The organism is Streptomyces sp. ITFR-6 (assembly GCF_031844725.1).
GTDB lineage: Bacteria > Actinomycetota > Actinomycetes > Streptomycetales > Streptomycetaceae > Streptomyces.
Genome location: NZ_CP134612.1, coordinates 4,882,547 through 4,904,635 on the forward strand (window position 1 = coordinate 4,882,547; position 22,089 = coordinate 4,904,635).

The following is a 22,089-nucleotide window of genomic DNA, read 5'->3' on the forward strand; positions in this document are numbered from 1 at the left end:
GTGACGCGCGGACCGGGCGGAAGGAAGAGCGGGAGGAAGAGCGGAAAGAAAATCCGGGATTCCGCGTCACGGACGGCGCCCGCCGGGGTCGAACGGTGTGAGAGCAGTTCACAGATCCCGCAGAGAGGACGTCCTCATGACCACGCAGACGGCACCAGTATCCAAGAACGCCTCCGCTCCCCAGGCGGTGAAGGCCCCCCAGGGCACGACCGCACTCTCCGGCGGGGCCACCGGTGCGGACGAGCCGGCCGCGACGCGCGGCCGTACCTCCATCGCCGATGTGGTCGTCGTGAAGATCGCGGGCATGGCGGCGCGGGAGATCCCCGGGGTCTTCGACATGGGCGGCGGGCTGTCGCGCACGCTCGGCGCGGTCCGCGACCGGGTGCCCGGCGGGCGCCCCGATGTCGGTCGCGGGGTCAAGGTCGAGGTGGGCGAGCGGCAGACCGCGATCGATGTCGACCTGGTCGTCGACTACGGCGTGGCCATCACCGACGTGGCCCGCGACGTGCGGGAGAACGTCATCGCGGCCGTCGAGCGGATCACCGGCCTGGAGGTCATCGAGGTCAACGTCACCGTCAACGACGTGCACCTCCCCGACGACGGCGAGAGCGCCCCGGCCGACTCCCGGGTGGAGTGATCCCGCGGCCTCGGAGCCGGTCGGGGATCGCGCCGGCCGGGCTCCGCGGGAGTCGCGCGTCGCGGCAGCCGGGCGGCGCGGGAGTTGGACATCAGCGGGCCATCGTGTGAGGGGTGAAGCAGGATGAGCAGTGCGGCCGTCGGAATGATCGCGGGTATGGCACTGGCGTTCGCCGGCTGGTTCGGCGGCTTCGGGGCGTTTCTGCTCGTGGCCGCCCTCGGCGCGGTCGGCTGGCTGGTGGGCCGCCGGCTCGACGGCGAGGGCCTGCCGGAAGATCTGCGGGCGCTGTTCGAGCGGAGCCGCCGATGACCACGCCGGGGCAACTGGGCACGACCACCGTCGCGGACCGGGCGGTGCGCAGGATCGTCGAGCGCGCCGCCGATGAGGCCACGCCCGGCCGCACCGGTCGGGCCGCGCGCGGTTCGGTCGCGGTGCACGGGCCCCGGGCACAGGTGCGGCTCACCGTCGGCCTGGGATATCCGGCGCCGCTCGCCGACACCGTGCGCCGGGTACAGGACCACGTCACCGAGCGCACCCGGCACCTCGCGGGGCTCGACGTGCGCCGGGCCGCCGTCACGGTGGACACCCTGACGCTCCGCGCGCCCCGCTCCCGACCGTGAACGCGGAGGTGGACGAGTCCGCGCGGCGCCCCTCGCGGCGCTCTTCTGGCCGGCTCCGCGCTTCGCGGCGCGGGCCCGTGGCCGGCCTCCTGCTGGCCGCCCCTCTCGGCTGCGGCGCCCTGGCCGTAGACGTGGTCCGGGTGCGCACCGGCCGACCGCCCGCCGCCTGGCGCACGGCCGCGGTGGACTGGCTGTCGGGGCACGGACCGGGGGACCTGTCCGTGGTGGTGGGCGGCTGCGTCGCGGCGCTCGCCGGGCTGTGGCTGCTCGCGCTGGCCGCCCTGCCGGGCCGGCGGAACCTGCTGACCGTCGCCACTCCGGACGCGTACCCGGACACGGCCATCGACCGCCCGGCGCTGGCCGCGCTGCTCCACGGTGCGGCGAGCGGTGTCGCCGGGGTCGGTGCGGTACGGGTGCGGGTACGGGTGCGGGTGCGGCGCCGGAGCGTCACGGTCCGGGCCGCGCTCGCCTTCGGCGCGGTGGACGCCGTGCGCGACGACGTCACCGCCGCCACCCGCCGGGTGCTGGCCGACTGCGTGCTGCGCCGCCCGTTGCGGCCCCGGGTGCGGGTCCGGCCCGAGCCGACGTGGCGCCCGCCCGAGCCGGACCTCCCGAAGCCGCGCGCGGCCGGGACGCCCGGGAGTCCGGAAACCGCCGAGGCGACGCGGTTCGTGCGGGCGGGTGGTGACACATGAGCGCGCGGCCCCGCCCCGGCGCGAACCGGGCCGTTCTGGCCGTGGCCGGACTCGCCCTCCTGCTGGGCGGTGTCTGGCTGGCCGCTACCTGGCCGGGGCTCGGTTCCCGGCTGCCCGGCTGGTGGCCGGCGGCCCGCCCCGGCAGCGTCCTGCTGGACCGGGAAGCGCTGGCCGGTCTGCGTACGCGCGGCTGGTGGACGCCCGCCGCCGTCGCCGGTCCGGCCGTGCTGACCCTGCTGCTCCTGTGGCGGTGCGCGAGCCGCTTCCGCGGCGGCGGCACCTCGCTGGACCTGCCCTCCGCAGGCGGTGCGGTGCGCGCGGGCGCGCTGGCCGAGGCGCTCGCCCAGCGGACGGCCTCGCTCGCCGGGGTCTCCCGCTGCCGTGTGGACATCACGGCCCGGCGGACCCGGCTGCACGTCCGTACGCACCTCTGGCTCGACCCGGACATGCCCCCGGCGGCCGTTCTCGGTCCGCTCGCCGCCCTGCGCGACGAGGCGGAGGAGTCGGCGGCGCCGTACCGGATCGTCGGCAGCATCCGGATCAATAGCCGGGCCCGCCCGGCGCCCCACGTCCGCTGAACCGGCCGGGCCGGGGGGGCGGGTCGTCCGCGGTCAACTCCGGTGCGCGGCCGTCCCGGTGAGGTGGACGCGGTCGCCGCCGCGGAGCTGGAAGCGGGTCCCGTCGGATGCGTAGGTGACGGTGCCGGGCAGCAGGGCGGGAGCCCTGAAGTCGGCCCGCACCGTGTGGATCAGGTCGGGCCGAGGGGCCTGGGCGAGGCAGTGGGCCACGGTCCACATGCCGTGCGCGATGGCGCGCGGGAAGCCGAACAGCCGTGCCGTCACCGGATACAGGTGGATGGGGTTGCGGTCGCCGGAGGCTGCTCCGTAGCGCCGTCCCAGGTCTGCGGGAAGCCGCCACTCCGCGACGGCGGGGAGCGCCGGCCCGGGGGCGGCGGGGGCGGCGGGGGCCGGAGCCGTGCCCGTACGTGTCGGGTGCCGGGACAGGTAGCCGCTGCGGGACTCCCACACCAGCTCCCCCGAGAGCCGGGCCTCGGTGACCACGGTGACCTCTGTGCCGCGCCGATGGGGCGTCAACTCAACTGCACACACCGTCAGTTCAAGTGCGTCCGTGGGGTGCAGGGTCCGGTGTGCGGTGATCTCGATCCAGGTGTGGACGAGTCCGGTGACCGGCAGCGGGAAGCGGCGCCGGGTCATCAGCCGCATCGCGAGCGGGAAGGCCAGGACATGGGGGTAGGTGACCGGCAGGGCGTCCGGCTCCGTGAAGCCGCAGATCCCGCGGTACGCGGCCAGCGGGCCGGCCGCGGGGCGTGCGGGCGGAGCGGTCGCGCGGTCGGGCGGCAGTGCGGCGTCCGGGCGACCGGGCCGTTTGAACGGGGACGTTACGGCGCCGCGCGCCAGCGAGAGGAGCAGGCTCGGCACCGGGTCACGCCCCTAGCAGGCTCTGGCCGCAGACCCGGACGACCTGGCCGTTGACGGCGCTGGAGGCGGGCTGGGCGAACCAGGCGGTCGTCTCGGCGACATCGACCGGGAGCCCGCCCTGCGAGAGGGAGTTCATCCGGCGGCCCGCCTCGCGGATGAGGAGCGGCACGGCTGCGGTCATCTTCGTCTCGATGAAGCCGGGGGCGACCGCGTTGACCGTGACGCCGTGCTCCGCCGCCGCGCGCGGGGCGAGCGAGCGGACCAGGCCGATGATGCCCGCCTTGCTGGCCGCGTAGTTGGTCTGGCCGTTGTTGCCGGCGATGCCCGCGATGGAGGCGGTGGCGACGATCCGGCCGCCCCGGTTGACGGTGCCCGTCTTCAGCAGCGCGTCCGTGGTGCGCAGGACGCTGTCCAGGTTGACGTCGATGACCGGGGCCCAGCGGTCGGCGGGCATGTTGGCGAGCCGCCGGTCGCGGGTGATGCCCGCGTTGTGGACGAGGACGTCGAGGCCGTCCGGGGCGGCGGCGGTGATCCGGGCCGCCGCGTCCGCCGCGGTGATGTCCAGCGGCAGCGCGGTCGCGCCGAGCCGGGCGGCGGTGCGCTCCAGGTCCTCCCGCGCCTGCGGGACGTCCAGGCAGATGACGTGGGCGCCGTCCCGGGCCAGCACCGAGGCGACCGAGGCGCCGATGCCGCGCGCCGCCCCGGTGACCAGCGCGGTGCGCCCGGCGAGCGGGGCGGCCCAGTCGTCGACCGGGTCGGGTGCGGCCGAGGTCACCTCGATGACCTGGCCGCTGATGTACGCGGACCGGGGCGACAGCAGGAAGCGCAGGGTGGATCCGGCCCCGGAGAGCGCGCCGGGCACGACGCGGACCAGCTGCGCGGTCGCGCCCTTCCCGAGCTCCTTGCCGAGGGAGCGCACGAAGCCCTCCAGAGCCTGCTGGGCGGCGGCCTGGTGGTGGTCGTCCGGGGACGGCCGCACGCCGAGGACGACGACGCGGCCGCCCGGTGCGAGGGAGCGGACGACGGGGTGCAGGGCGCCGTGCACGGCCCCGAGCCCGGCGGCGGTGTCGACGGCCGTGGCGTCCAGGACGAGCGCGGCGGGCCGTTCCGCGCCCGCCCTCACCTCCAGGCCGGTCGCGGCGAGGACCGCGCCGAGCTCCTCGGTCACGGTGGAGTCCCCGGCGGTGAGGTGGAGGACGGGGCCGGTCAGTGCCGGGGTCTCCAGGGACCAGCGGCGCAGCGGTGCGGGCTGCGGCAGGCCGGTCCGCCGGGTCAGGAACCGGCCGGTCGCTGTGCCGGAGAAGTGCAGATAGCGGTCGGCCATTGTCCAGACTCCCTGCTCGGTCTTAGATTTACTCCAGAGTAAGGTTACTCAAGAGTCAGGAGTTGGTCGAGATGAGTTGGTCGAGTTGATCCCCCTCGCACTCCCGCAGCCCCGCAGGGTCGCGGTCATCGGCGGCAGCCGTATCCCCTTCGCCCGCTCCGACGGTCCGTACGCGCAGGCTTCCAACCAGCAGATGCTCACCGCCGCGCTGGACGGACTGGTCGAGCGGTTCGGCCTCCAGGGGCAGCAGGTCGGGGAGTTCGCGGCCGGCGCGGTCCTCAAGCACAGCCGGGACTTCAACCTGGCCCGGGAGACCGTGCTCGGCTCCCGGCTCGACCCGCGCACCCCCGCGTACGACATCCAGCAGGCCTGCGGCACCGGCCTCCAGGCCGTCATCGCCGCTGCCAACAAGATCATGCTCGGGGCGGTCGACTCGGCGGTCGCGGGCGGCGCGGACACCACGAGCGACGCGCCCCTCGGCGTCAACGACGAGCTGCGCAGGCTGCTGCTCTCTGCGCGGCGCGCGAAGTCGGCGGGCGGCCGGGTGAAGGCCCTCGCGGGCGTACGCCCCCGCCATCTCGTCCCGGACATCCCGCGCAACGCGGAACCCCGCACCGGTCTCTCGATGGGCGACCACGCGGCGGTCACCGCCCGGCAGTGGGACATCGCCCGTGCGGACCAGGACCTGCTCGCCGCCACCAGCCACCAGCGCCTCGCCGCCGCCTACGAGCGGGGGTTTTTGGACGACCTGGTCGTCCCGTACCTCGGCCTGGACCGGGACCAGAACCTGCGCCCCGGCTCCACGGTGGAGAAACTCGCCACCCTGAAACCGGTGTTCGGCACGGACCACCCGGACGCGACGATGACCGCGGGTAACTCCACCCCGCTCACGGACGGCGCCGCGACGGTGCTGCTGGCGAGCGAGGAGTGGGCCGAGCGGCACGGGCTGGAGCCGCAGGCGTATCTGTCCCTGTACGAGACCGCCGCGGTGGACTACGCGGGCGGCGGGGACGGGCTGCTGATGGCGCCCGCGTACGCCGTGCCGAGGCTGCTGGAGCGGGCCGGCCTCGGCGTCGAGGACTTCGACCTCTTCGAGGTCCATGAGGCCTTCGCCTCCCAGGTGCTCGCCACGCTGGCCGCCTGGGAGAAGGCGGGCCTGGCCCCCGTCGACCGGGAGAAGCTCAACGTGGCCGGCTCCTCGCTCGCCACCGGCCACCCGTTCGCCGCGACCGGCGCCCGGATCGTCGCCACCCTCGCGGGGCTCCTCGCGGAACGGGACGCCCCGGGACGCGGGCTGATCTCGATCTGCGCGGCCGGCGGCCAGGGCGTGACGGCGATCCTCGAACGCGCCTGACCCGTAACCCGCCGCACGCGTAGGCACGTACCGACCCGTTCAGAGCCCGCCCGACCCCGATGCCGAGGAGCCGCACGTGTCCACGCCACCCGCCACCACCACCGCGCCCGTCCTGGTCGAGCCGACCAGGGTCAGGGCCGCCGACGGCACCGTCCAGCAGGTCTCCGTACCGGCGTTCGCCCCGCCCGTGCGGCGCGGCTCGCTCGCGGAGATCCCCTTCGACAACGCCCGCGAGGCCCCGGCCGACGCCGTCCTCAGCCGCAAGCAGCAGGACGGCAGCTGGCAGGACGTGACGGCGGCGGAGTTCGCGGCCGAGGTGCTCGCCGTCGCCAAGGGCCTGATCGCGGAAGGGCTGCGGGGCGGCGACCGCATCGCGATCATGGCCCGTACGACCTACGAGTGGACGCTGCTGGACTTCGCGGCCTGGGCCGCAGGGCTGGTCACCGTCCCCATCTACCCGACCTCCTCCGCCTTCCAGGCCCGCTGGATACTCCAGGACTCGGGCGCCGCCGCCTGCGCGGTCGAGACGGCGGAGCAGGGCCGCGTCATCAGCCAGGAACGCAGACAGATCGGCGGCCTCACCCACCTCTGGCAGTTCGACACGGGCGTGCTGGGGCGGCTGAAGACGGCCGGCCGGGACATCCCCGACGACGCCGTCGCGGCCCGCCGCGCCACCCTGGAACCCGAGACCCCCGCCACCCTCATCTACACCTCCGGCACCACCGGCCGCCCCAAGGGCTGTGTGCTGACCCACGGCAACTTCTACGCCGAGGTCGACAACGCCATCGAGCTGCTGCACCCGGTGTTCAAGTCGGTCAGCAAGTACCCGGCGTCCACCCTGCTGTTCCTGCCGCTGTCACACGTCTTCGGCCGGATGGTCGCGATCGGCTGCCTGCGCGCGAGGGTCCGGCTCGGCCACGCCCCGTCCATCCGGACCGAGGACCTCCTCGCGGACCTGGCCGGTTTCGGACCGTCGTTCCTGCTGGCCATCCCGTACGTCCTGGAGAAGGTCTACAACACCGGCCGGGCCACCGCGGAGAAGATGGGCCGCGCCTCGTCCTTCGACCGGGCCGCCCGGATCGCCCAGCGCTACAGCCAGGCCGTAGAAGCCGCGGAACACGGCACCGGACCGGGCCCCGGACTCGGCCTGCGGGCGGCCCGCGCGCTCTACGACCCGCTGGTCTACCGCCGCATCAGGGCCGCGCTCGGCGGCCAGGTCCGGTACGCGATCTGCGGCGGCTCCCCGCTCGGCAGCCGGCTCGCCGCCTTCTACGCGGGCGCCGGCATCGAGATCTTCGAGGGCTACGGACTGACGGAGACCACCGCTGCCGCCACCGTGACCCCGCCGCTGAGGCCGCGGCTGGGCACGGTCGGCTGGCCGCTGCCGGGCACCGCCGTCCGCATCGCACCCGACGGCGAGGTGCTGCTCAGAGGCGGCCAGGTGTTCCAGGGCTACTGGGACGCGGAGCGCGGCGAGGCCGTTCCCGCGCTCGACGGCGGCTGGTTCGCCACCGGGGACCTGGGCGCGCTCGACGAGGACGGCTACCTCACGATCACCGGCCGCAAGAAGGACATCATCATCACCTCTGGCGGCAAGAACGTCACCCCGGCCCCGCTGGAGGACTGGCTGCGCGCCCATCCGCTGGTCAGCCAGTGCATGGTGGTCGGCGACAACCGCTCGTTCATCACCGCCCTGATCACCCTGGAGCCGGACGGGCTCGCCCACTGGCGCCGGATGCGGAAGAAGGAGGGCGTCCCGGTCCGCGAACTGATCCATGACGAGGAACTGCACACCGCGCTGCAACGCGCGGTCGACGAGGCCAACCGGCTCGTCTCCCGCGCCGAGTCGATCCGGAAGTTCAGCGTGCTCCCGGTGGACTTCACCGAGGAGCGCGGCCATCTGACCCCCTCGCTGAAGCTGAAGCGGGACGCGATCACCCGGGACTTCGCGGCGGAGATCGAGGAGCTGTACCGCAAGTAGGGGCGCGGGGCTCCGTCCTCAATCTCCCCCATAGCCTTAAGGGCATGGGGCCCCCTCGACGGGCTCGGTGGTGCGGGTGCTCCGCGACTCGGGGCGCCCGCCCGGTGGTCCCGCGTCTGCGACGGTCGTATCGCCGGTGTTCAGACGCACGCGAGAGCGGGTGGGGTCGTGCAGGGGAGTCCCCGCAGAAAAATGGCGTCATACCCGGCCCCCGCAACGTCTCCGGTCGTCACGCCAGTTTTTGAGGAGTCTCCCCGGAGGGACCCCACCCCACCCACCGGACAGAGGCGAACCCCCCGGGGCAGCACCCGCACACCCAGCCCGGACCACCTCTTGCCTGATGATGCGTCAGGTACGACGATGGCCCCGCGCGCCATCAAGTGACGGTGCGTCAGATCTGGTCCAGGGGAAGGAGGCCGGACGGTGCCGATACTGCCCGCCGGGCCGCTGTCGTACGGGATGCAGCTCCCGATCCAGTCTCAGAGTGCCATCTACGCGGAGCCGTGGGAGGCCGGGGCGACCCCGGGCGATCTCGCCGAGATCGCCCGCACCGCCGACCGTACCGGGTTCGCGTACCTCGCGAGCTGTGACCACGTCGCCATCCCGCGCCGGCTCGCGGAGGGGATGAGCACCGTCTGGTACGACCCGGTGGCCACGCTCGGGTTCCTCGCCGGGGTCACCGAGCGGGTGCTGCTGATGAGCCATGTCGCGGTCGTCGGACTGCGGCATCCGCTGGCCACCGCCAAGCAGTACGCGACCCTCGACCACCTCAGCGGCGGCCGGCTGATCCTCGGGGTCGGGGCCGGGCACGTGCGCGAGGAGTTCGAGGCGCTCGGGGCGGACTTCGACGGGCGGGGCGGCGTGCTCGACGAGACCGTCGACGCGCTGAAGGCCGCGCTCGGGCCGGAGGAGTACCCGGAGTTCGCGGGGGAGCGGTTCTCCTTCAGCGGGCTCGGCCAGCTGCCCAGGCCCGTCCAGGAGCGGGTGCCGATCTGGGTGGGCGGCTCCTCGCCCGCCGCGGTGCGCAGGGCTGCCGTACGGGGGGACGGCTGGCTGCCGCAGGGTGATCCGCGCGGGAAGCTGCCGGAGCAGATCGCCCGGCTGCACGCGCTCCGGGAGGCCGCCGGGGTGGCGGAGCCGATCGTCGTCGGGGCCATCACGGAGCCGCTGTACGTGGGCGAGCCGGACTGGTCCGTGGGGCGGCGCACCCTCAGCGGGAAGCCGGAGGCGCTCGCGGAGTCGCTGCGGGAGTACGCGGCGATGGGCGTGCACCAGATCCAGGTGCGGTTCCGCAGCCGCAGCAGAACCGAACTGACCGATCAGATGGCGGCGTTCGCCGCCGATGTCGCACCTCACCTCGACAGGTAGGAGTCAGGTCATGGGGAAGCTGGACGGGCGGACCGTGCTGATCAGCGGCGCGGCGCGCGGGCAGGGCGAGCAGGAGGCGCGGCTCTTCGCGGCGGAGGGCGCCCGGGTGGTGATCGCCGATGTGCTCGACGAGCAGGGCGAGGCGCTCGCGAAGGAGCTGGGGGAGGGGACCGCGCTCTTCGTCCACCTCGATGTGAGCCAGGAGGCGGACTGGCAGGCGGCGGTCGCCGCGGCGAAGGGCGCCTTCGGGCGGATCGACGGGCTGGTGAACAACGCGGGGATCCTGCGGTTCAACGAGCTGGTGACCACGCCGCTGGAGGAGTTCCAGCAGGTGGTGCAGGTCAATCAGGTGGGCGCGTTCCTGGGGATCAGGACCGTCGCGCCCGAGATCGTGGCGGCCGGCGGCGGGACCATCGTCAACACCTCCTCGTACACCGGGCTCACCGGCATGGCGTTCGTCGGCGCGTACGCCGCGACCAAGCACGCCGTGCTGGGCCTGACCAAGGTGGCTGCGGTGGAGCTGGCGCCGAAGGGGGTCAGGGTCAACGCCGTCTGCCCCGGAGCCGTGGACACCGCGATGTCCAATCCGGCGATGCTGGACCCGGACGCCGACCAGGAGGGGGCGAAGGGGGCCGTGGACGCGCTCTACCGCAAGCTCGTCCCGCTCGGCCGGATCGGCCGCCCCGAGGAGGTGGCCGCCCTGGCGCTGTTCCTGACCTCGGACGACTCCTCGTACATCACCGGGCAGCCGTTCGTCATCGACGGCGGGTGGCTGGCCGGGGTCAGCCTCTTCTGATTCCGGCCCGGCCGGGGAGCTGCGCTGACGAGGCGTCAGCTATTGACGGCTCGTGGTGTCGGTGGAACAGTCGGACACATCCAGATCTGACGGTGCGTCAGAAACGATTGAGGACGGTGAACACCCTTGGAATTCGGGCTCTTTGTACAGGGGTATGTGCCCGCCGCGCGGGCCAAGGCGGACCCCGGGGCAGAGCACAAGGCGCTGATCGAGGAGACCGAGTACGTCATCCAGGCGGACAAGTCCGGCTTCAAGTACGCCTGGGCCTCCGAGCACCACTTCCTGGAGGAGTACTCGCACATCTCGGCCAACGACGTGTATCTGGGCTACCTCGCCCACGCCACGGACCGCATCCACCTCGGATCCGGCATCTTCAACCCGCTCGCCCCGGTCAACCACCCGGTGAAGGTGGCCGAGAAGGTCGCCATGATGGACCATCTCTCCGAGGGGCGCTTCGAATTCGGCTCCGGGCGGGGGGCGGGCAGCCACGAGATCCTGGGGTTCATGCCGGGCATCACCGACATGAACCACACCAAGGACCTCTGGGAGGAGACCATCGGGGAGTTCCCCAAGATGTGGCTCCAGGACGAGTACGCCGGCTTCCAGGGCAAGAGCTGGTCGCTGCCGCCGCGCAAGATCCTGCCCAAGCCGTACGGGAAGTCGCACCCGGCGATGTGGTACGCGGCCGGCTCGCCGTCCTCGTACGCCATGGCGGGCAAGAAGGGACTCGGCGTGCTGGGCTTCAGCGTGCAGAAGGTCTCCGACATGGAGTGGGTCGTCGAGTCCTACAAGACCGCCGTCAAGGACGCCGAGCCGATCGGTGACTTCGTCAACGACAACGTGATGGTCACCTCGACGGCGATCTGCGCCGAGACCCACAAGAAGGCCGTCGAGATCGCGGTGGGCGGCGGGCTGAACTACCTCCAGTCGCTGCTGTTCCGCTACCACGACACGTTCCCGCGCCCGGAGGGCATCCCGGAGTGGCCCGAGCTGCTGCCGGAGTACTCGGAGGAGATCATCGAACTCCTCATCGCGGAGGAGCTGATGATCTGCGGCGATCCGGACGAGGTGCTGGCGCAGTGCCGGCGGTGGGAGCGGGCGGGGGCCGACCAGCTGAGCTTCGGGCTGCCGATCGGGATCAGTCCCGAGGACACGCTGAACTCGATCAAGCTGATCGGTGAGCACGTGATCCCGAAGATCGACACGGACCCGGTCCACCGGACGACGCGGTTCCGCGACGCGGCATAGGTGCGGGGCTCTGCCCCGCACCCCGCTCCTCAAGCGCCGCAGGGCCTTGAGTGCGCGGGCGGCGTCTTCCCGGACCGCCGCTCCGCGAGAGCCGAGGTGCGTACCGCGGCCGTACGCACCCCGGCACACATCCAGTTCTGTACACACGGAAGGGACCCCTCATGCTCGACCACCTCATCCGCGGAGCGACCGTCGTGGACGGCACCGGCGGGCCCTCCTACGTCGCGGACATCGGCATCCGGGACGGCCGCATCGCCGTCATCGCGGAGCCCGGGACCGCCCCCGGTCCCGCCGCGACCACCGAGGACGCCACCGGGCTCGTCCTCGCGCCCGGGTTCGTCGACCCGCACACCCACTACGACGCCCAGCTCTTCTGGGATCCGTACGCCACCCCGTCGATGAACCACGGCGTGACCACCGTCGCCGGGGGCAACTGCGGGTTCACCCTCGCCCCGCTCCACCCGGACCGGCCGGAGGACGCCGACTACACCCGGCGCATGATGTCGCGGGTCGAGGGCATGGCGCTCAAGGCGCTGGAGGAGGGCGTGGACTGGACCTGGTCCAGCTTCCGCGAGTACCTCGACGCGCTCGACGGGCGGATCGCCGTCAACGCCGGGTTCATGGTCGGGCACTGTGCGCTGCGCCGGCACGTCATGGGCACGGAGGCGGTCGGTGGACAGCCGACGCCCGCCCAGATGGACGCCATGCTGGCCCTGTTCCACGACGCGATGGACGCCGGGGCATGGGGCCTGTCCACCACCCAGTCCTCCACCCACGCCGACGGCGACGGACAGCCGGTCGCCTCCCGGCACGCGCTGCCCGAGGAGCTCCTCGCGCTCTCCCGCGCGGTCGGTGAACACGAGGGCACCCAGATCGAGGCGATCGTGGCGGGCTGCCTCGACCAGTTCTCCGACGAGGAGATCGAGCTGTTCGTCGACATGACGGCGGCCGCCGGACGCCCGCTCAACTGGAACGTCCTGACCATCGACGCCGCCGTCCCCGAGCGTGTGCCGCGCCAGTTGGTCCCCAGCGAACGCGCCCGCCGCGCGGGCGGCCGGATCGTCGCGCTGACGATGCCGATCCTGACCCCGATGAACATGTCGCTCGGCACGTTCTGCGCCCTCAACCTGATCCCCGGCTGGGGCGACATCCTCGCCCTGCCCGTCCCCGAACGCGTCGAGCGGCTCCGGGACGCGGACACCCGCGCCGAGATGCTGCGCCGCGCCAACAGCAAGGAGGCCGGAGTCTTCCGCCGTCTCGCGAACTTCGGCCGGTACGTCATCGGGGACACCTACAGCGCCGCCAACGAGGGCCTCAGCGGCCGGGTCGTCAACGACATCGCCGCCGAACGCGGCCAGGACCCCTTCGAGTGCCTCGTCGAGATCTGCGCGGCCGACCAGCTGCGCACGGTCCTGTGGCCTATGCCCACCGACAACGACCCCGATTCCTGGGCGCTGCGGCAGCGGACCTGGGAGCACGAGGACGTCATGCTCGGCGGCTCCGACGCGGGCGCCCACCTGGACCGGATGTGCGGAGCCCCGTACACCACCCGGTTCATCGGTGACTGCCTGCGCGGCCGCAAGCTCGTCCCCCTGGAGCGGGCCGTCAAGATGCTCACCGACGACCCCGCGCGCCTCTTCGGACTGCGCGACCGGGGCCGGATCGCGGAGGGCTACCACGCCGACCTGGTGCTCTTCGACCCCGAACGCATCGACGCGGGCCCGGCCACCCTCGTCCACGACCTGCCGGGCGACAGCCCCCGGCTCGACTCCAAGGCCCTCGGCATCGTGTCGGTCCGGGTCAACGGGGTGGAGACGCTGCGCGACGACAAGGTGACCGGCGCGGTCCCGGGCACGGTGCTGCGCTCCGGACGCGACACCCGGACGGTGAGTACGCAGTGACCACGACACCCCAGCGCCTCTTCATCGGCGGCGAGTGGACCGAGCCCGCGAACGGCCACTACGAGGTGGTCAACCCGGCCACAGAGGACGTCGTCGGCCTCGCCCCGGAGGCGAGCCGTGCGCAGGTGTACGAGGCCGCAGCGGCGGCCCGCGAGGCGTTCGCCACCTGGTCCCGCACCCGCCCCGAGGACCGCGCCGCGATCCTCGACCGCGCCGCCGACCTGATGCAGCGCGACTTCACCGCCAACGCCGCGCTCGCCCAGGCGGAGAGCGGCGCCACCACCGGCACCGCGTGCGGGATGCAGGTGGCGGTCGGCGCCGCCCGGTTCCGGCGGTACGCGAAGGGCGCCCTGGAACCAGCGGAGGAGGCGGTCCCGCCGCAGATCAACGAGGCCGGTCCGATGGGCCGGGCCGGGATCTTCGGGGCGCTCGCGGTCCGCCAGCCGGTGGGCGTCGTCACCTGCGTCACCTCGTACAACAACCCCTGGGCCAACCCGGCGGGCAAGATCGCCCCGGCGCTCGCGATGGGCAACACGGTCGTCGTGAAACCCGCGCCGCAGGACCCGCTCTCCGTCTACCGGATGGCCGAGGCACTCGCGGAGGCCGGTGTGCCACCGGGCGTCGTCAACGTGATCAGCGGCTCGGGGGCGGAGGCGGGCGAGGCCGCCGTGGACTCGCCCGACGTCGACATGGTCAGCTTCACCGGCTCCACCTCGGTCGGGCAGCGCATCGCGGAGGTCTGCGGCCGGTCCATGAAACGGCAGCTGATGGAGCTGGGCGGAAAGGGCGCCGCCGTGGTCCTCGACGACGCCGACCTCGACTCCGCGGTGGCGGGCATCGGCACCACGTTCTCGTTCTACAGCGGCCAGATCTGTACGGCTCCGACCCGCGTCCTGGTCCAGCGGGCGGCGCACGACGCCCTGGTCGGGAAACTCACGGCGTATGCGGGATATCTGACGGTCGGGGACCCGACGGCGAAGGGCACGGTCGTCGGCCCGGTCATCTCCGCCGCCCACCGGGACCGCGTCGAGTCGTACGTCGAACTGGGCCGCAAGGAGGGCGCCCGGATCGTCACGGGCGGCGACCGCCCGGACCCGACCGGCAGCGGCTTCTACGTGGCGCCCACGCTGCTGGCCGACTGCACCAACGACATGCGGGTGGTGCGGGAGGAGATCTTCGGCCCGGTCGTGGTGGTCGTCCCCTTCGACGACGAGGAGGAGGGCATCGCGCTGGCCAACGACAGCGACTACGGGCTGATCGACTACGTCTGGTCCGGCGATGTGGCCCGCGCCTTCCGCGTCGCCCGCAGGCTGCGGGCCGGCGGGGTCGGCGTGAACACCATCGGCCGGAACATGGAGGCACCGTTCGGCGGGTTCAAGCGCAGCGGTGTGGGACGCGACGTCGGCTCGTACGCCCTGCACGCCTACAGCGAACTCCAGGCGGTCGTCTGGCCGGGGTGAGGCGGGGGCCACCGGCCGCTGAACCACGGCTGGTGGGCTGCCGGTTCGAGGGGTGGCCGCGTCGGCCGGTAGATCAGCCCAGCACGGTCGCGACCCGTGCCAAGATTCACGGGTGGATACGACCGATGTCACGCGTGCTGTCGCTGCCGCTACTTCGGTCGCCGCGTCGCTCGGCCTGCCGGCCAAGGACGCGATCGTTCTCCACAACTCGAACAAGCCGGCACTGCGGTTGACGCCGTGCGACGTCTTCGCCCGGGGCGCCCCTGTGGGGCAAGAGGTCGCACACCTCGCCGGTCGAATTCGCCCGAGCGCTGCGGCAGTTGTACGCCGGTATGCGCGAGGTCGAGTTCCTGAGCCCGAGGTTCACGGACCGGATCACGGAGGCGGAAGACGTTGTCGCCGACCCGGGTCGTTCTCCGGAGCTCGCTGCCGCAGACCGCGTGTTCCTCAGCGGCAGGCTGGCGGGTCTGCGACGGGCGATCGACGAACGCGGCGCCGCCGAGCAGCTGCTCCACGGCGAGCCGCATCCGGGCAATGTGCTCAGCACGGAGATCGGCCCGTTGTTCATCGACCTTGAGACGTGCTGCCGAGGACCTGTCGAGTTCGATCTCGCCCATGTTCCCGAGGCGGTCTGCGAGCACTACCCGAACGTCGACCACGGACTGCTGGACGAGTGCCGGCAGCTCGTCCTCGCTATGGTCGCCGCGTGGCGCTGGGAGCTTGGCGACCAGTTTCCGAACGGGCGGCGAAACGCGGGCCGGGGCTGCTGGCGCAGCTGCGTAACCCGCCGGGCGGCCGTAACGCCCGGATCATGCTGCTCGCCCTGTCGGTCGACCGCACCGGATCAGGACTGTGGGCCGCGTCCTCGGTTCTCTACCTCACCTTCGCGACGCATCTCAGCGCCCAGCAGATCGGGGTGCTGCTGGGCGTGGCCGGGGTGGCGGGCATCGCCGGTTCACCGCTGGCCGGACGGCTGGCCGGGCGCTTCCCGCTGCGTCCGCTGCTGATCGGCTGCCATCTGCTGCGACCGGTGACCCTGACCCTGGTGCTGCTGTGCCCGGGGTTCGAGGCGCTGCTGCCCGTCGTCGCCGCGACCTACCTGGGGGACAGGGCGGCCAAGACGCTGGAGATGCTGTTCGCCACCCGCGCGGCGGGCGAACGGCGCTCCGCGTACCGGGCGTTGTCGCGCAGCGCGGCCAACGCGGGGTACGGAGTCGGCGCCGGGATCGCGGCCGTCAGGCTGGCCGTGGGCACCACGGGCGCCTACCGCGCACTGATCCTCGGCAACGCGCTGTCCTTCGTCGTGGCGGCGGTACTGGTGTGGCGCACCGGCGAGCTGCGGGAGGCGACGGTCGAGGTGGCGCGGTCGGCGGCGGGGCCAGAGGCGGTGCCGGCGTCCGCCGCGGGGCGCACCTCCGCCCGGCCGAAGAGCCGCTGGCGCGACCGCGGTTACCTCAGGTTCGTCCTGCTCGACATCCCGATGAACCTCGACGACTCCGTCCTCGGCGTCGGACTGCCGCTGTGGCTGGTCAACCGCACCTCCGCGCCGCACGCCCTCGTACCGGCCTTCCTGGTCATCAACACCGTGCTGGTCGTCGTGCTCCAACTGACCGTTTCCAGAGGGGCCGAGGGCCCGCGCCGGACGGTCCGGACACTGCTGCTGTACGGCGGCCTGATGTTCGCGTGCTGCGCACTCCTGGCCGGGGCCGTCCGGTGCGGTACCTGGACGGCCGCGGCGGTCCTGCTCGGCGCGGCGGTGCTGGTCACGCTGGCGGAGCTGATGCGCTCGGTGAGCTCGTGGGAGCTGGCCGTCCTGCTGGCACCCCCGGAGGCGCGGGCCGCCTACCTCGGGGTGGCGGGCATGTCGCAGTCCATCCAGAAGTCCGCCGGGCCCCCGCTGCTGACCGGCGTGGTGATGGCCGCCGGACCGGCGGGGTGGCTGGTGCTCGGCACGGTGGTCGCCGGACTGGCGGTGGCGCAACGGCGCTCCTGCGCCCAGCGGTTCCGCACCCTCGCCCCACCCGCCCCGGACCTGGAGTGCTCTGCGACTGACAGCAAGGTGGGATAACTCCCTGTCGCAGCCGAAGGTGACCGCCGCCGGCTCGAACCCGGCGGGGGCTTGATGTGGACTCATACGGGCACACACCTGATCGTCCTCCACATCCGGAACTGAGCGCCTGATTCCCGGGGGCGGCTTTACGGCGTAGACGGGAGCAGCTTCACGGCGGACATCAGGGAGTCCCCAGAAGTTCCATTACGCGCTCGCGTACTTGATCGCCAAAGTTGACGACGGCCTGTCGCTCCGCACCTTGTTTGGCCACCTCATCGATTTGCCATTCGGTGAAGATGGGGGCAAACCAGATGAGTCGCACAAAATCTGCATGCAGTGGTTCGCCCTCCGGGATCTCGATGCTGTTCAGAAGTGCGACGTATTTTGCAGCCAGCTCCGCATCGAAGATTGCAGATCGGAGCTTTCCGAGGATCCCTTCATCAGGGTCCCAGGCCAGATCCAGGGACTCGAGCGCTGCGGGGTCGTCATGCCTCATGGCCAGTATCCAATGATTGCTTCAGGTGGTATGTGTTGGTAGACGAGGACTTCTTGGTCCTTCCTGGCGTAGACGTCGATCCTACCCTTACCGGGGAACCCGCCGGAGACGTCCTCGACGCGGCCGGGGATCTTTGACAAGTCAATTGCGACCACGCCGTGCTTCGCTCCGTATTTACCGAATGCCGTTTCCGGGAGCTTCGTCGTGGAGATCCACGGGCTCTGCCTCTTTCCGGCGACGTGAGACAGCGGGCTGACGTCGGTTGACCCGGGAGAGCGTGCCGCCAGGCCGAGGGCTGGGTCCTCGCCCTCGGACAGGGATCTGAACACCACGCCCGGCACGGCGTCTTCGTTCGTGGGGATGCAGGGGGTGAGGCCCGAGGGGTCCATCCACCGATGCGGATCTCTCACGTAACTGTAGTGATTCGGCCCCGGCGCGATCCCCAGTGGGTCAGGGGAGATGTACCGGGCGGTCTCTGGATCGTAATAACGGAAATGGTTGTAGTGGAGACCCGACTCTTCGTCTTCGTACTGTCCGGGAAAGCGCAACGGACATTCTGTTGCCGTCCCGGTGGTACGTATTGCTGGACCAGGGACGGCAGTGCCCCACAGTGTTGTGCGCCTGCTCCAGGAGATTCGGCCGCGGAGGTCGACGAGCTCTACCGGGGTCCCCACCGAATCCGTGATGATGGCGTAGAATCGGATGGCATTCTCTGCGTCGGCGCCTTCGACGAATCGTGCGTAGAGGGAGGGCTCGGCGGTCTGTGTCGGTGGATGCTCAATTTGAGTGAGTGGGCGGTGTGTTCCTGGCTCGTATTCCCATGCGGTCACCCTTCCGCTGGGGGTGATCTGTTCTGCTATTCGAGTATGGTCCCAACTGAAGAGCGTAAGGTCGCCTGTTGAACCATCTTGATTTGCAATGCACTTGGATATTCGCCGGCCCAGGGGATCGTATGCGTAGTGCCAGCAATCTCCCTGTGGAGTGATGACCTCGACTAGGCGGTCCTCCCCGCTCCAGCGGTAGTGCCACTCCTGTCGCCGGCCGTTGAGTAGGCTCCGGGTCTTTCGGATGAGGCGACCTTGGCCGTCGTAGGCGTACGCGGTCCGGCCCGCGCTGCGCACCAGGACGCCGTCGGTCTCGCGGTCGCCTGCGGCCTCATGCTCCGGGGCCTCGGCGCGTGTGATGTTGCCGGCCACGTCGTAGACATAGGCCTCGGACCAACCGTGTGCCCGCACTCTGGAGACGCGGCCGAGTTCGTCATGTTCGAAATGGCGGGTTCCGAAAGTCAGATCTTGGATCTCACCGACCGTCCCAGCGGCCCCGTACGCATAGGTGCGATGCTGAAGGAGAGTCTCAGGCTCGGAAACGGTGGAGCGTCGGGTGAGTGACTGGGCGGTGAGGCGGCTTCTGCTGTCCCACGAGTGGCACAGCGACGTGCTGTCACCTATTCGCCGCTCGGTTTCGCGGCCTGCTGCGTCGTAGCCGAAGGAGATTTCGCCTGCGCCGTGTTGTAGCTGCTCCACTCGGCCGGCCGGATCGTAGGCCCAGTGGGAAGTGAGCCCTGACGGTGTCGTGCGCGACGTGCGACGGCCGACGGCATCGTAGGTGTACGACGTTGCGCGGCCGTTCGTGGTCTCGGTGAGGACGCGACCCAGAGCGTCGTACCTGAACTCGACTCGGGAGTCGGTGTTGTTGGCAGCGGAGAGTCTGCCGCCCGGCGTAAATACGTAGGACGTGCGCTCGTTGGCGTTGTCACGTTGCTCGGTGATGCGGCCTTGCGCATCTCGGGTGAAGTGCAGCGTTTCGTCTGCGCCGTTCGTGCGCGATGCGAGCTGTCCTGCTGCGTCGTACGTGTAACTGATGGTGCGGCCGTTGAAATCCGTCTCAGCGGTCAGTCGGCCTGCGGCATCGTAGGTGTAAGTCCAGGTTCGACCCTGGCTGTTTGTCACCCCGGTCAGGCGCAGCTCGGTGTCATGGGAGAAGGCGTAGCTTGTCCCATCGGCTTCGGACCGGGCCGCGAGTATGTCAAAGGCTCCGGGGCTGTATTGGGTGGATCTCCCGGAGGGGTCGATGTGGGCGAGGAGATTTCCCTCCGCGTCCCAGTTCCATGACTGCTCATTTCCGTCGGGCAATTCACACCGGAGTGGCTTGCCTTCCAGGGTCCAGGACGTTCGCGTGATGTGGCCGAGCGGATCGATGGACTCGACGACGCGGCCGAAACCATCACGGCGCAGCGTGGTGGTGTTCCCCAACTCATCCGTCACAGCAATAGCGAGCCCCGCCGCATTCACTGTGTGGCGACGGGTGGCGCCCATGGGATTTGTGATAGCCGTCCGATGCCCGGTCATGTCGTAGGCGATGCGGGTCTCCGCGCCGAGCGGATCGGTCGTGACTGTCCGGTTGCCGCGCTCGTCGTAGGCGTGGAGCCAGCGTGCACCATCCGCTTCGGCGACCTCGACCGGGAGCGTTGAATCACCTTCGTAGCGGGCTCGGGACGCGGAGCCGTCCGGCAGGGTGAGTTCGGTGAGACGCCCCAGGCCGTCGTAGGTGTAGCGGGTGGTGTTGCCGAGCGGATCAGTGGTCGTCAGTGGTTTGTCGCCACGTTTGTCCCAGGTGGTGCGGGTGGTGTTGCCGAGTGCGTCGGTCCCTTCGACCACTTGGCCGGCGCTGTTGTAACGGTGGGTGGTGGTGTGACCGAGGGAGTCTGTGTAGGTGGTGGTGGATGCGGCGTCGTCGTAGGCCAGGGTGCCGGAGAGAATGCCGCCGATGCCATCGGTGCGGGTGACACGGCCGCGTTCGTCGTAGGTGTAGGAGAACCAGGAACCGTTACGGTCGGTCCACTTGGTCATCCGGCCCGCGTCGTCGTGGGTGAAGGTGAGCGGCAGGCCACTGGAGTTGATGACCTTGCTGAGGTGGCCCGCCTCGTCGTAGCCGTAGCGCATCACCACGGTGCCGCCCTCCCGGGTGGTGTCCGGGGCGTAGACGTCCGGGGCCTGGTCGAGCAGCCGCAGAGCGGTGACGCGGGGGCCGTCGGTGTCGACGGCGACGTAGTAGCCGCCCGAGTGGCGCAGCCCCGTCGGGGTTCCGGTGTCGGTGCGGTCGACGTCGATGCGGTTGCCGTTGCGATCGGACCAGGAGTCGACGGGCAGGTGGAAGGTGCCGAAGGAACTGGAGGGCAGGGGGGTGGTGAAGGTCCGGACGACGCCTGTGTGGGGGTCGGTGACCGTCATGTTGCCGTCGGGCTTGCCGTCCCATTCGAGAGGCCAGCGTGGGCCGGTCACCGGCAGGGTCGGCACATCGGGTTCGGGGACAGGGTAGACGAGGCGCATGCCGTCGGCGGCGGCGAACACCACGCCCTCGCCGTCGATCTGTGCACACTCGTCCAGGGTCGATGTCCAGGTGGGGCCGAAGCAAACGCCGCCGCGGTAGGAGGACAGGTGGGTACGCTGGAAGACGAGCGGGAGCGTGGCGGGCAGGGTGAGGTCCGTGGCCGTCATCAGCATCGCGCCGGTGGCCACATCGATGGGCTCACCCACGCATGGCGTGCGCTCCGCGTTGCGCGCAGCGGGGCCGATGTTCACCAGGTCCGGGCGGAGCGAGGGCGGGCGCATGAGCAACTCGGCTTTGGACAGGTTCTGCGACACCCCGGCCCTCAGCACGCCGCTGCCTGCGCCGAGCACGCCTCCGTAGAGCATGCCGTCCTGGGCTGCCTGGTTGACCTCGTCCAGGCTGAAGCCATGCTGTAGGCTGGCGGCCATCTTCAGAGGCTGGGCGACCGCCGCGTCGATCGTCACGGACTCGATGCTGCCGAAAGCAGCAGCGACCAGTGTCTCGGCCGCGATCTCGGCAATGGTGGTGGACACGGCGACACCGAGCGAGGCGCCTAGCTCGATGATGGCGTCCGCCGCCGCGACTGCCGCCCCCGAGGCGAGACCGGCCGTGATGAAGGCGAGTGCAACGCCACCGCCGATCACGGCTGCGTCGATGCAGATGTGCTCCCAGAGTCTGTGGATCGCGTCGTCGACGGCGTCAGCGAACTTCTCCAGGGCCTTCGCCATGGCCCGCGCCGAGGCGGAGAGATCGCTGAGCCAGCCCGCGTCCTTTCCCTCGGCATACTGGGACCAGAATGTGTCGAACGCGTCTATCGATTCACCCTTGTTGTGGTGAATGAGGGAGAGTGCTGTCGAGTTCGCCGGGCTCCGGGTGTCGTCGACCGCGGCGGCGAAAGTGCGCCAGGCTGTCGCGGCGCTGCGCAGTGTCCCAGAGTTGGCGTCAGGCCACCACAGGCCCATCTTCAGCAGGATGCCCTTGGCCTTGTCCTCAATGCTCACCGCTCACCCGCACTGTCGCCGCCGTGCGGGACCTTCTTCTTGGTGAACATGCCCTTGATCAGTTCTTCGTTGTCGACATGCCCGTCGGAGAGGTCGACCAACGCCTCGTGGATGCTGGTGAGTCCCAGCACGAGGACTCCCGCCGCGCTCTCGATCTTCTTCTGCTGGGGCGTGTAGACGTCCTCGAACGCCTGGCCCTGCTCATCGTCACCCCACGGCTTGCCCAGCCCGTCAAGCGTCGTGACCAGCGTGGTCAGCGCCGCACTGAGGTTCTTGGCCTGCTCCTTGAACACCGGCGCGGCGCTCTTGATGTCCGCTGTACTGATGCGCAGAACCGTCGTGGGGACCTTGTCGCCCCCATTTCCGCCACCCATGCGGACCCCCCCCGT

Annotated in this window: 18 protein-coding genes and 1 pseudogene; 14 read left to right on the forward strand and 5 right to left on the reverse strand. The window is 71.1% G+C overall.

All coding sequences use genetic code 11. The features are described 5' to 3' along the window. The first annotated feature begins 136 nt into the window (after window positions 1–136). The 5 genes from RLT59_RS22195 to RLT59_RS22215 all read left to right on the forward strand — a co-directional run bounded on the left by RLT59_RS22195 (window position 137) and on the right by RLT59_RS22215 (window position 2,530). Complete coding sequence (locus RLT59_RS22195) at window positions 137–637, forward strand: Asp23/Gls24 family envelope stress response protein (RefSeq protein WP_311305012.1); 501 nt, start codon at window positions 137–139, stop codon at window positions 635–637. Between the two features lie 123 nt (window positions 638–760). Further along, a complete protein-coding gene (locus RLT59_RS22200; protein ID WP_311305013.1) occupies window positions 761–946 on the forward strand; it encodes a hypothetical protein in 186 nt (61 codons plus the stop codon). Beyond that, complete coding sequence (locus tag RLT59_RS22205; RefSeq protein ID WP_311305014.1) at window positions 943–1,257, forward strand: Asp23/Gls24 family envelope stress response protein; 315 nt, start codon at window positions 943–945, stop codon at window positions 1,255–1,257. The genes RLT59_RS22200 and RLT59_RS22205 overlap by 4 nt, the downstream gene beginning before the upstream one ends. Continuing rightward, window positions 1,254–1,952 carry a DUF6286 domain-containing protein gene (locus tag RLT59_RS22210; protein ID WP_311305015.1) on the forward strand — a complete coding sequence of 233 codons (699 nt, stop codon included), beginning with the start codon at window positions 1,254–1,256 and terminating at the stop codon, window positions 1,950–1,952. Before RLT59_RS22205 ends, RLT59_RS22210 begins: the two co-directional genes overlap by 4 nt. Next, on the forward strand, window positions 1,949–2,530 hold the full coding sequence (locus RLT59_RS22215) for a hypothetical protein (RefSeq protein WP_311305016.1): 582 nt from the start codon (window positions 1,949–1,951) through the stop codon (window positions 2,528–2,530). Before RLT59_RS22210 ends, RLT59_RS22215 begins: the two co-directional genes overlap by 4 nt. A gap of 33 nt (window positions 2,531–2,563) precedes the next feature. Here the strand turns inward: RLT59_RS22215 and RLT59_RS22220 are convergent, their stop codons facing one another. Continuing rightward, entirely contained in the window at window positions 2,564–3,391 is an 828-nt protein-coding gene (locus RLT59_RS22220) for a MaoC family dehydratase (RefSeq protein WP_311305017.1), read from the reverse strand. Window positions 3,392–3,395: 4 nt separating this feature from the next. Next, on the reverse strand, window positions 3,396–4,715 hold the full coding sequence (locus tag RLT59_RS22225) for a 3-oxoacyl-ACP reductase (RefSeq protein WP_311305018.1): 1,320 nt from the start codon (window positions 4,713–4,715) through the stop codon (window positions 3,396–3,398). 76 nt (window positions 4,716–4,791) lie between these two features. Here RLT59_RS22225 and RLT59_RS22230 point away from each other — a divergent pair, with 76 nt between their 5' ends. The 9 genes and pseudogenes from RLT59_RS22230 to RLT59_RS22270 all read left to right on the forward strand — a co-directional run bounded on the left by RLT59_RS22230 (window position 4,792) and on the right by RLT59_RS22270 (window position 16,891). Continuing rightward, the gene (locus tag RLT59_RS22230) at window positions 4,792–6,069 is read left to right on the forward strand and encodes an acetyl-CoA C-acetyltransferase (RefSeq protein WP_311305019.1); all 1,278 of its coding nucleotides are present in this window, start codon (window positions 4,792–4,794) and stop codon (window positions 6,067–6,069) included. Between the two features lie 76 nt (window positions 6,070–6,145). Then, a complete protein-coding gene (locus RLT59_RS22235; RefSeq protein ID WP_311305020.1) occupies window positions 6,146–8,050 on the forward strand; it encodes an AMP-dependent synthetase/ligase in 1,905 nt (634 codons plus the stop codon). Between the two features lie 423 nt (window positions 8,051–8,473). Continuing rightward, window positions 8,474–9,418, forward strand: coding sequence for an LLM class F420-dependent oxidoreductase (locus tag RLT59_RS22240; protein ID WP_311305021.1), 945 nt, complete (start codon window positions 8,474–8,476; stop codon window positions 9,416–9,418). 10 nt (window positions 9,419–9,428) lie between these two features. Continuing rightward, window positions 9,429–10,214 carry an SDR family NAD(P)-dependent oxidoreductase gene (locus tag RLT59_RS22245; protein WP_311305022.1) on the forward strand — a complete coding sequence of 262 codons (786 nt, stop codon included), beginning with the start codon at window positions 9,429–9,431 and terminating at the stop codon, window positions 10,212–10,214. A 126-nt stretch (window positions 10,215–10,340) separates the two neighbouring features. After that, on the forward strand, window positions 10,341–11,462 hold the full coding sequence (locus RLT59_RS22250) for an LLM class flavin-dependent oxidoreductase (protein WP_311305023.1): 1,122 nt from the start codon (window positions 10,341–10,343) through the stop codon (window positions 11,460–11,462). Window positions 11,463–11,623: 161 nt separating this feature from the next. Continuing rightward, on the forward strand, window positions 11,624–13,363 hold the full coding sequence (locus RLT59_RS22255; RefSeq protein ID WP_311305024.1) for an N-acyl-D-amino-acid deacylase family protein: 1,740 nt from the start codon (window positions 11,624–11,626) through the stop codon (window positions 13,361–13,363). Next, on the forward strand, window positions 13,360–14,823 hold the full coding sequence (locus tag RLT59_RS22260) for an aldehyde dehydrogenase family protein (protein WP_311305025.1): 1,464 nt from the start codon (window positions 13,360–13,362) through the stop codon (window positions 14,821–14,823). The genes RLT59_RS22255 and RLT59_RS22260 overlap by 4 nt, the downstream gene beginning before the upstream one ends. Before the next feature lie 112 nt (window positions 14,824–14,935). Continuing rightward, window positions 14,936–15,572, forward strand: a pseudogene (locus RLT59_RS22265) (phosphotransferase family protein); the annotation flags it as partial. Then, on the forward strand, window positions 15,530–16,891 hold the full coding sequence (locus RLT59_RS22270) for an MFS transporter (protein ID WP_311305026.1): 1,362 nt from the start codon (window positions 15,530–15,532) through the stop codon (window positions 16,889–16,891). The pseudogene RLT59_RS22265 and the gene RLT59_RS22270, both read left to right, overlap by 43 nt. A gap of 163 nt (window positions 16,892–17,054) precedes the next feature. Here the strand turns inward: RLT59_RS22270 and RLT59_RS22275 are convergent, their stop codons facing one another. From RLT59_RS22275 to RLT59_RS22285, 3 genes are read right to left on the reverse strand one after another with little or no spacing between them, the layout of a single operon-like run. Continuing rightward, the gene (locus RLT59_RS22275) at window positions 17,055–17,369 is read right to left on the reverse strand and encodes a hypothetical protein (RefSeq protein WP_311305027.1); all 315 of its coding nucleotides are present in this window, start codon (window positions 17,367–17,369) and stop codon (window positions 17,055–17,057) included. After that, complete coding sequence (locus tag RLT59_RS22280; RefSeq protein ID WP_311305028.1) at window positions 17,366–21,700, reverse strand: RHS repeat-associated core domain-containing protein; 4,335 nt, start codon at window positions 21,698–21,700, stop codon at window positions 17,366–17,368. The genes RLT59_RS22275 and RLT59_RS22280 overlap by 4 nt, the downstream gene beginning before the upstream one ends. Continuing rightward, window positions 21,697–22,074, reverse strand: a complete 378-nt coding sequence (locus tag RLT59_RS22285; protein ID WP_311305029.1) for a WXG100 family type VII secretion target — start codon at window positions 22,072–22,074, stop codon at window positions 21,697–21,699. Before RLT59_RS22285 ends, RLT59_RS22280 begins: the two co-directional genes overlap by 4 nt. Window positions 22,075–22,089 lie beyond the last annotated feature (15 nt).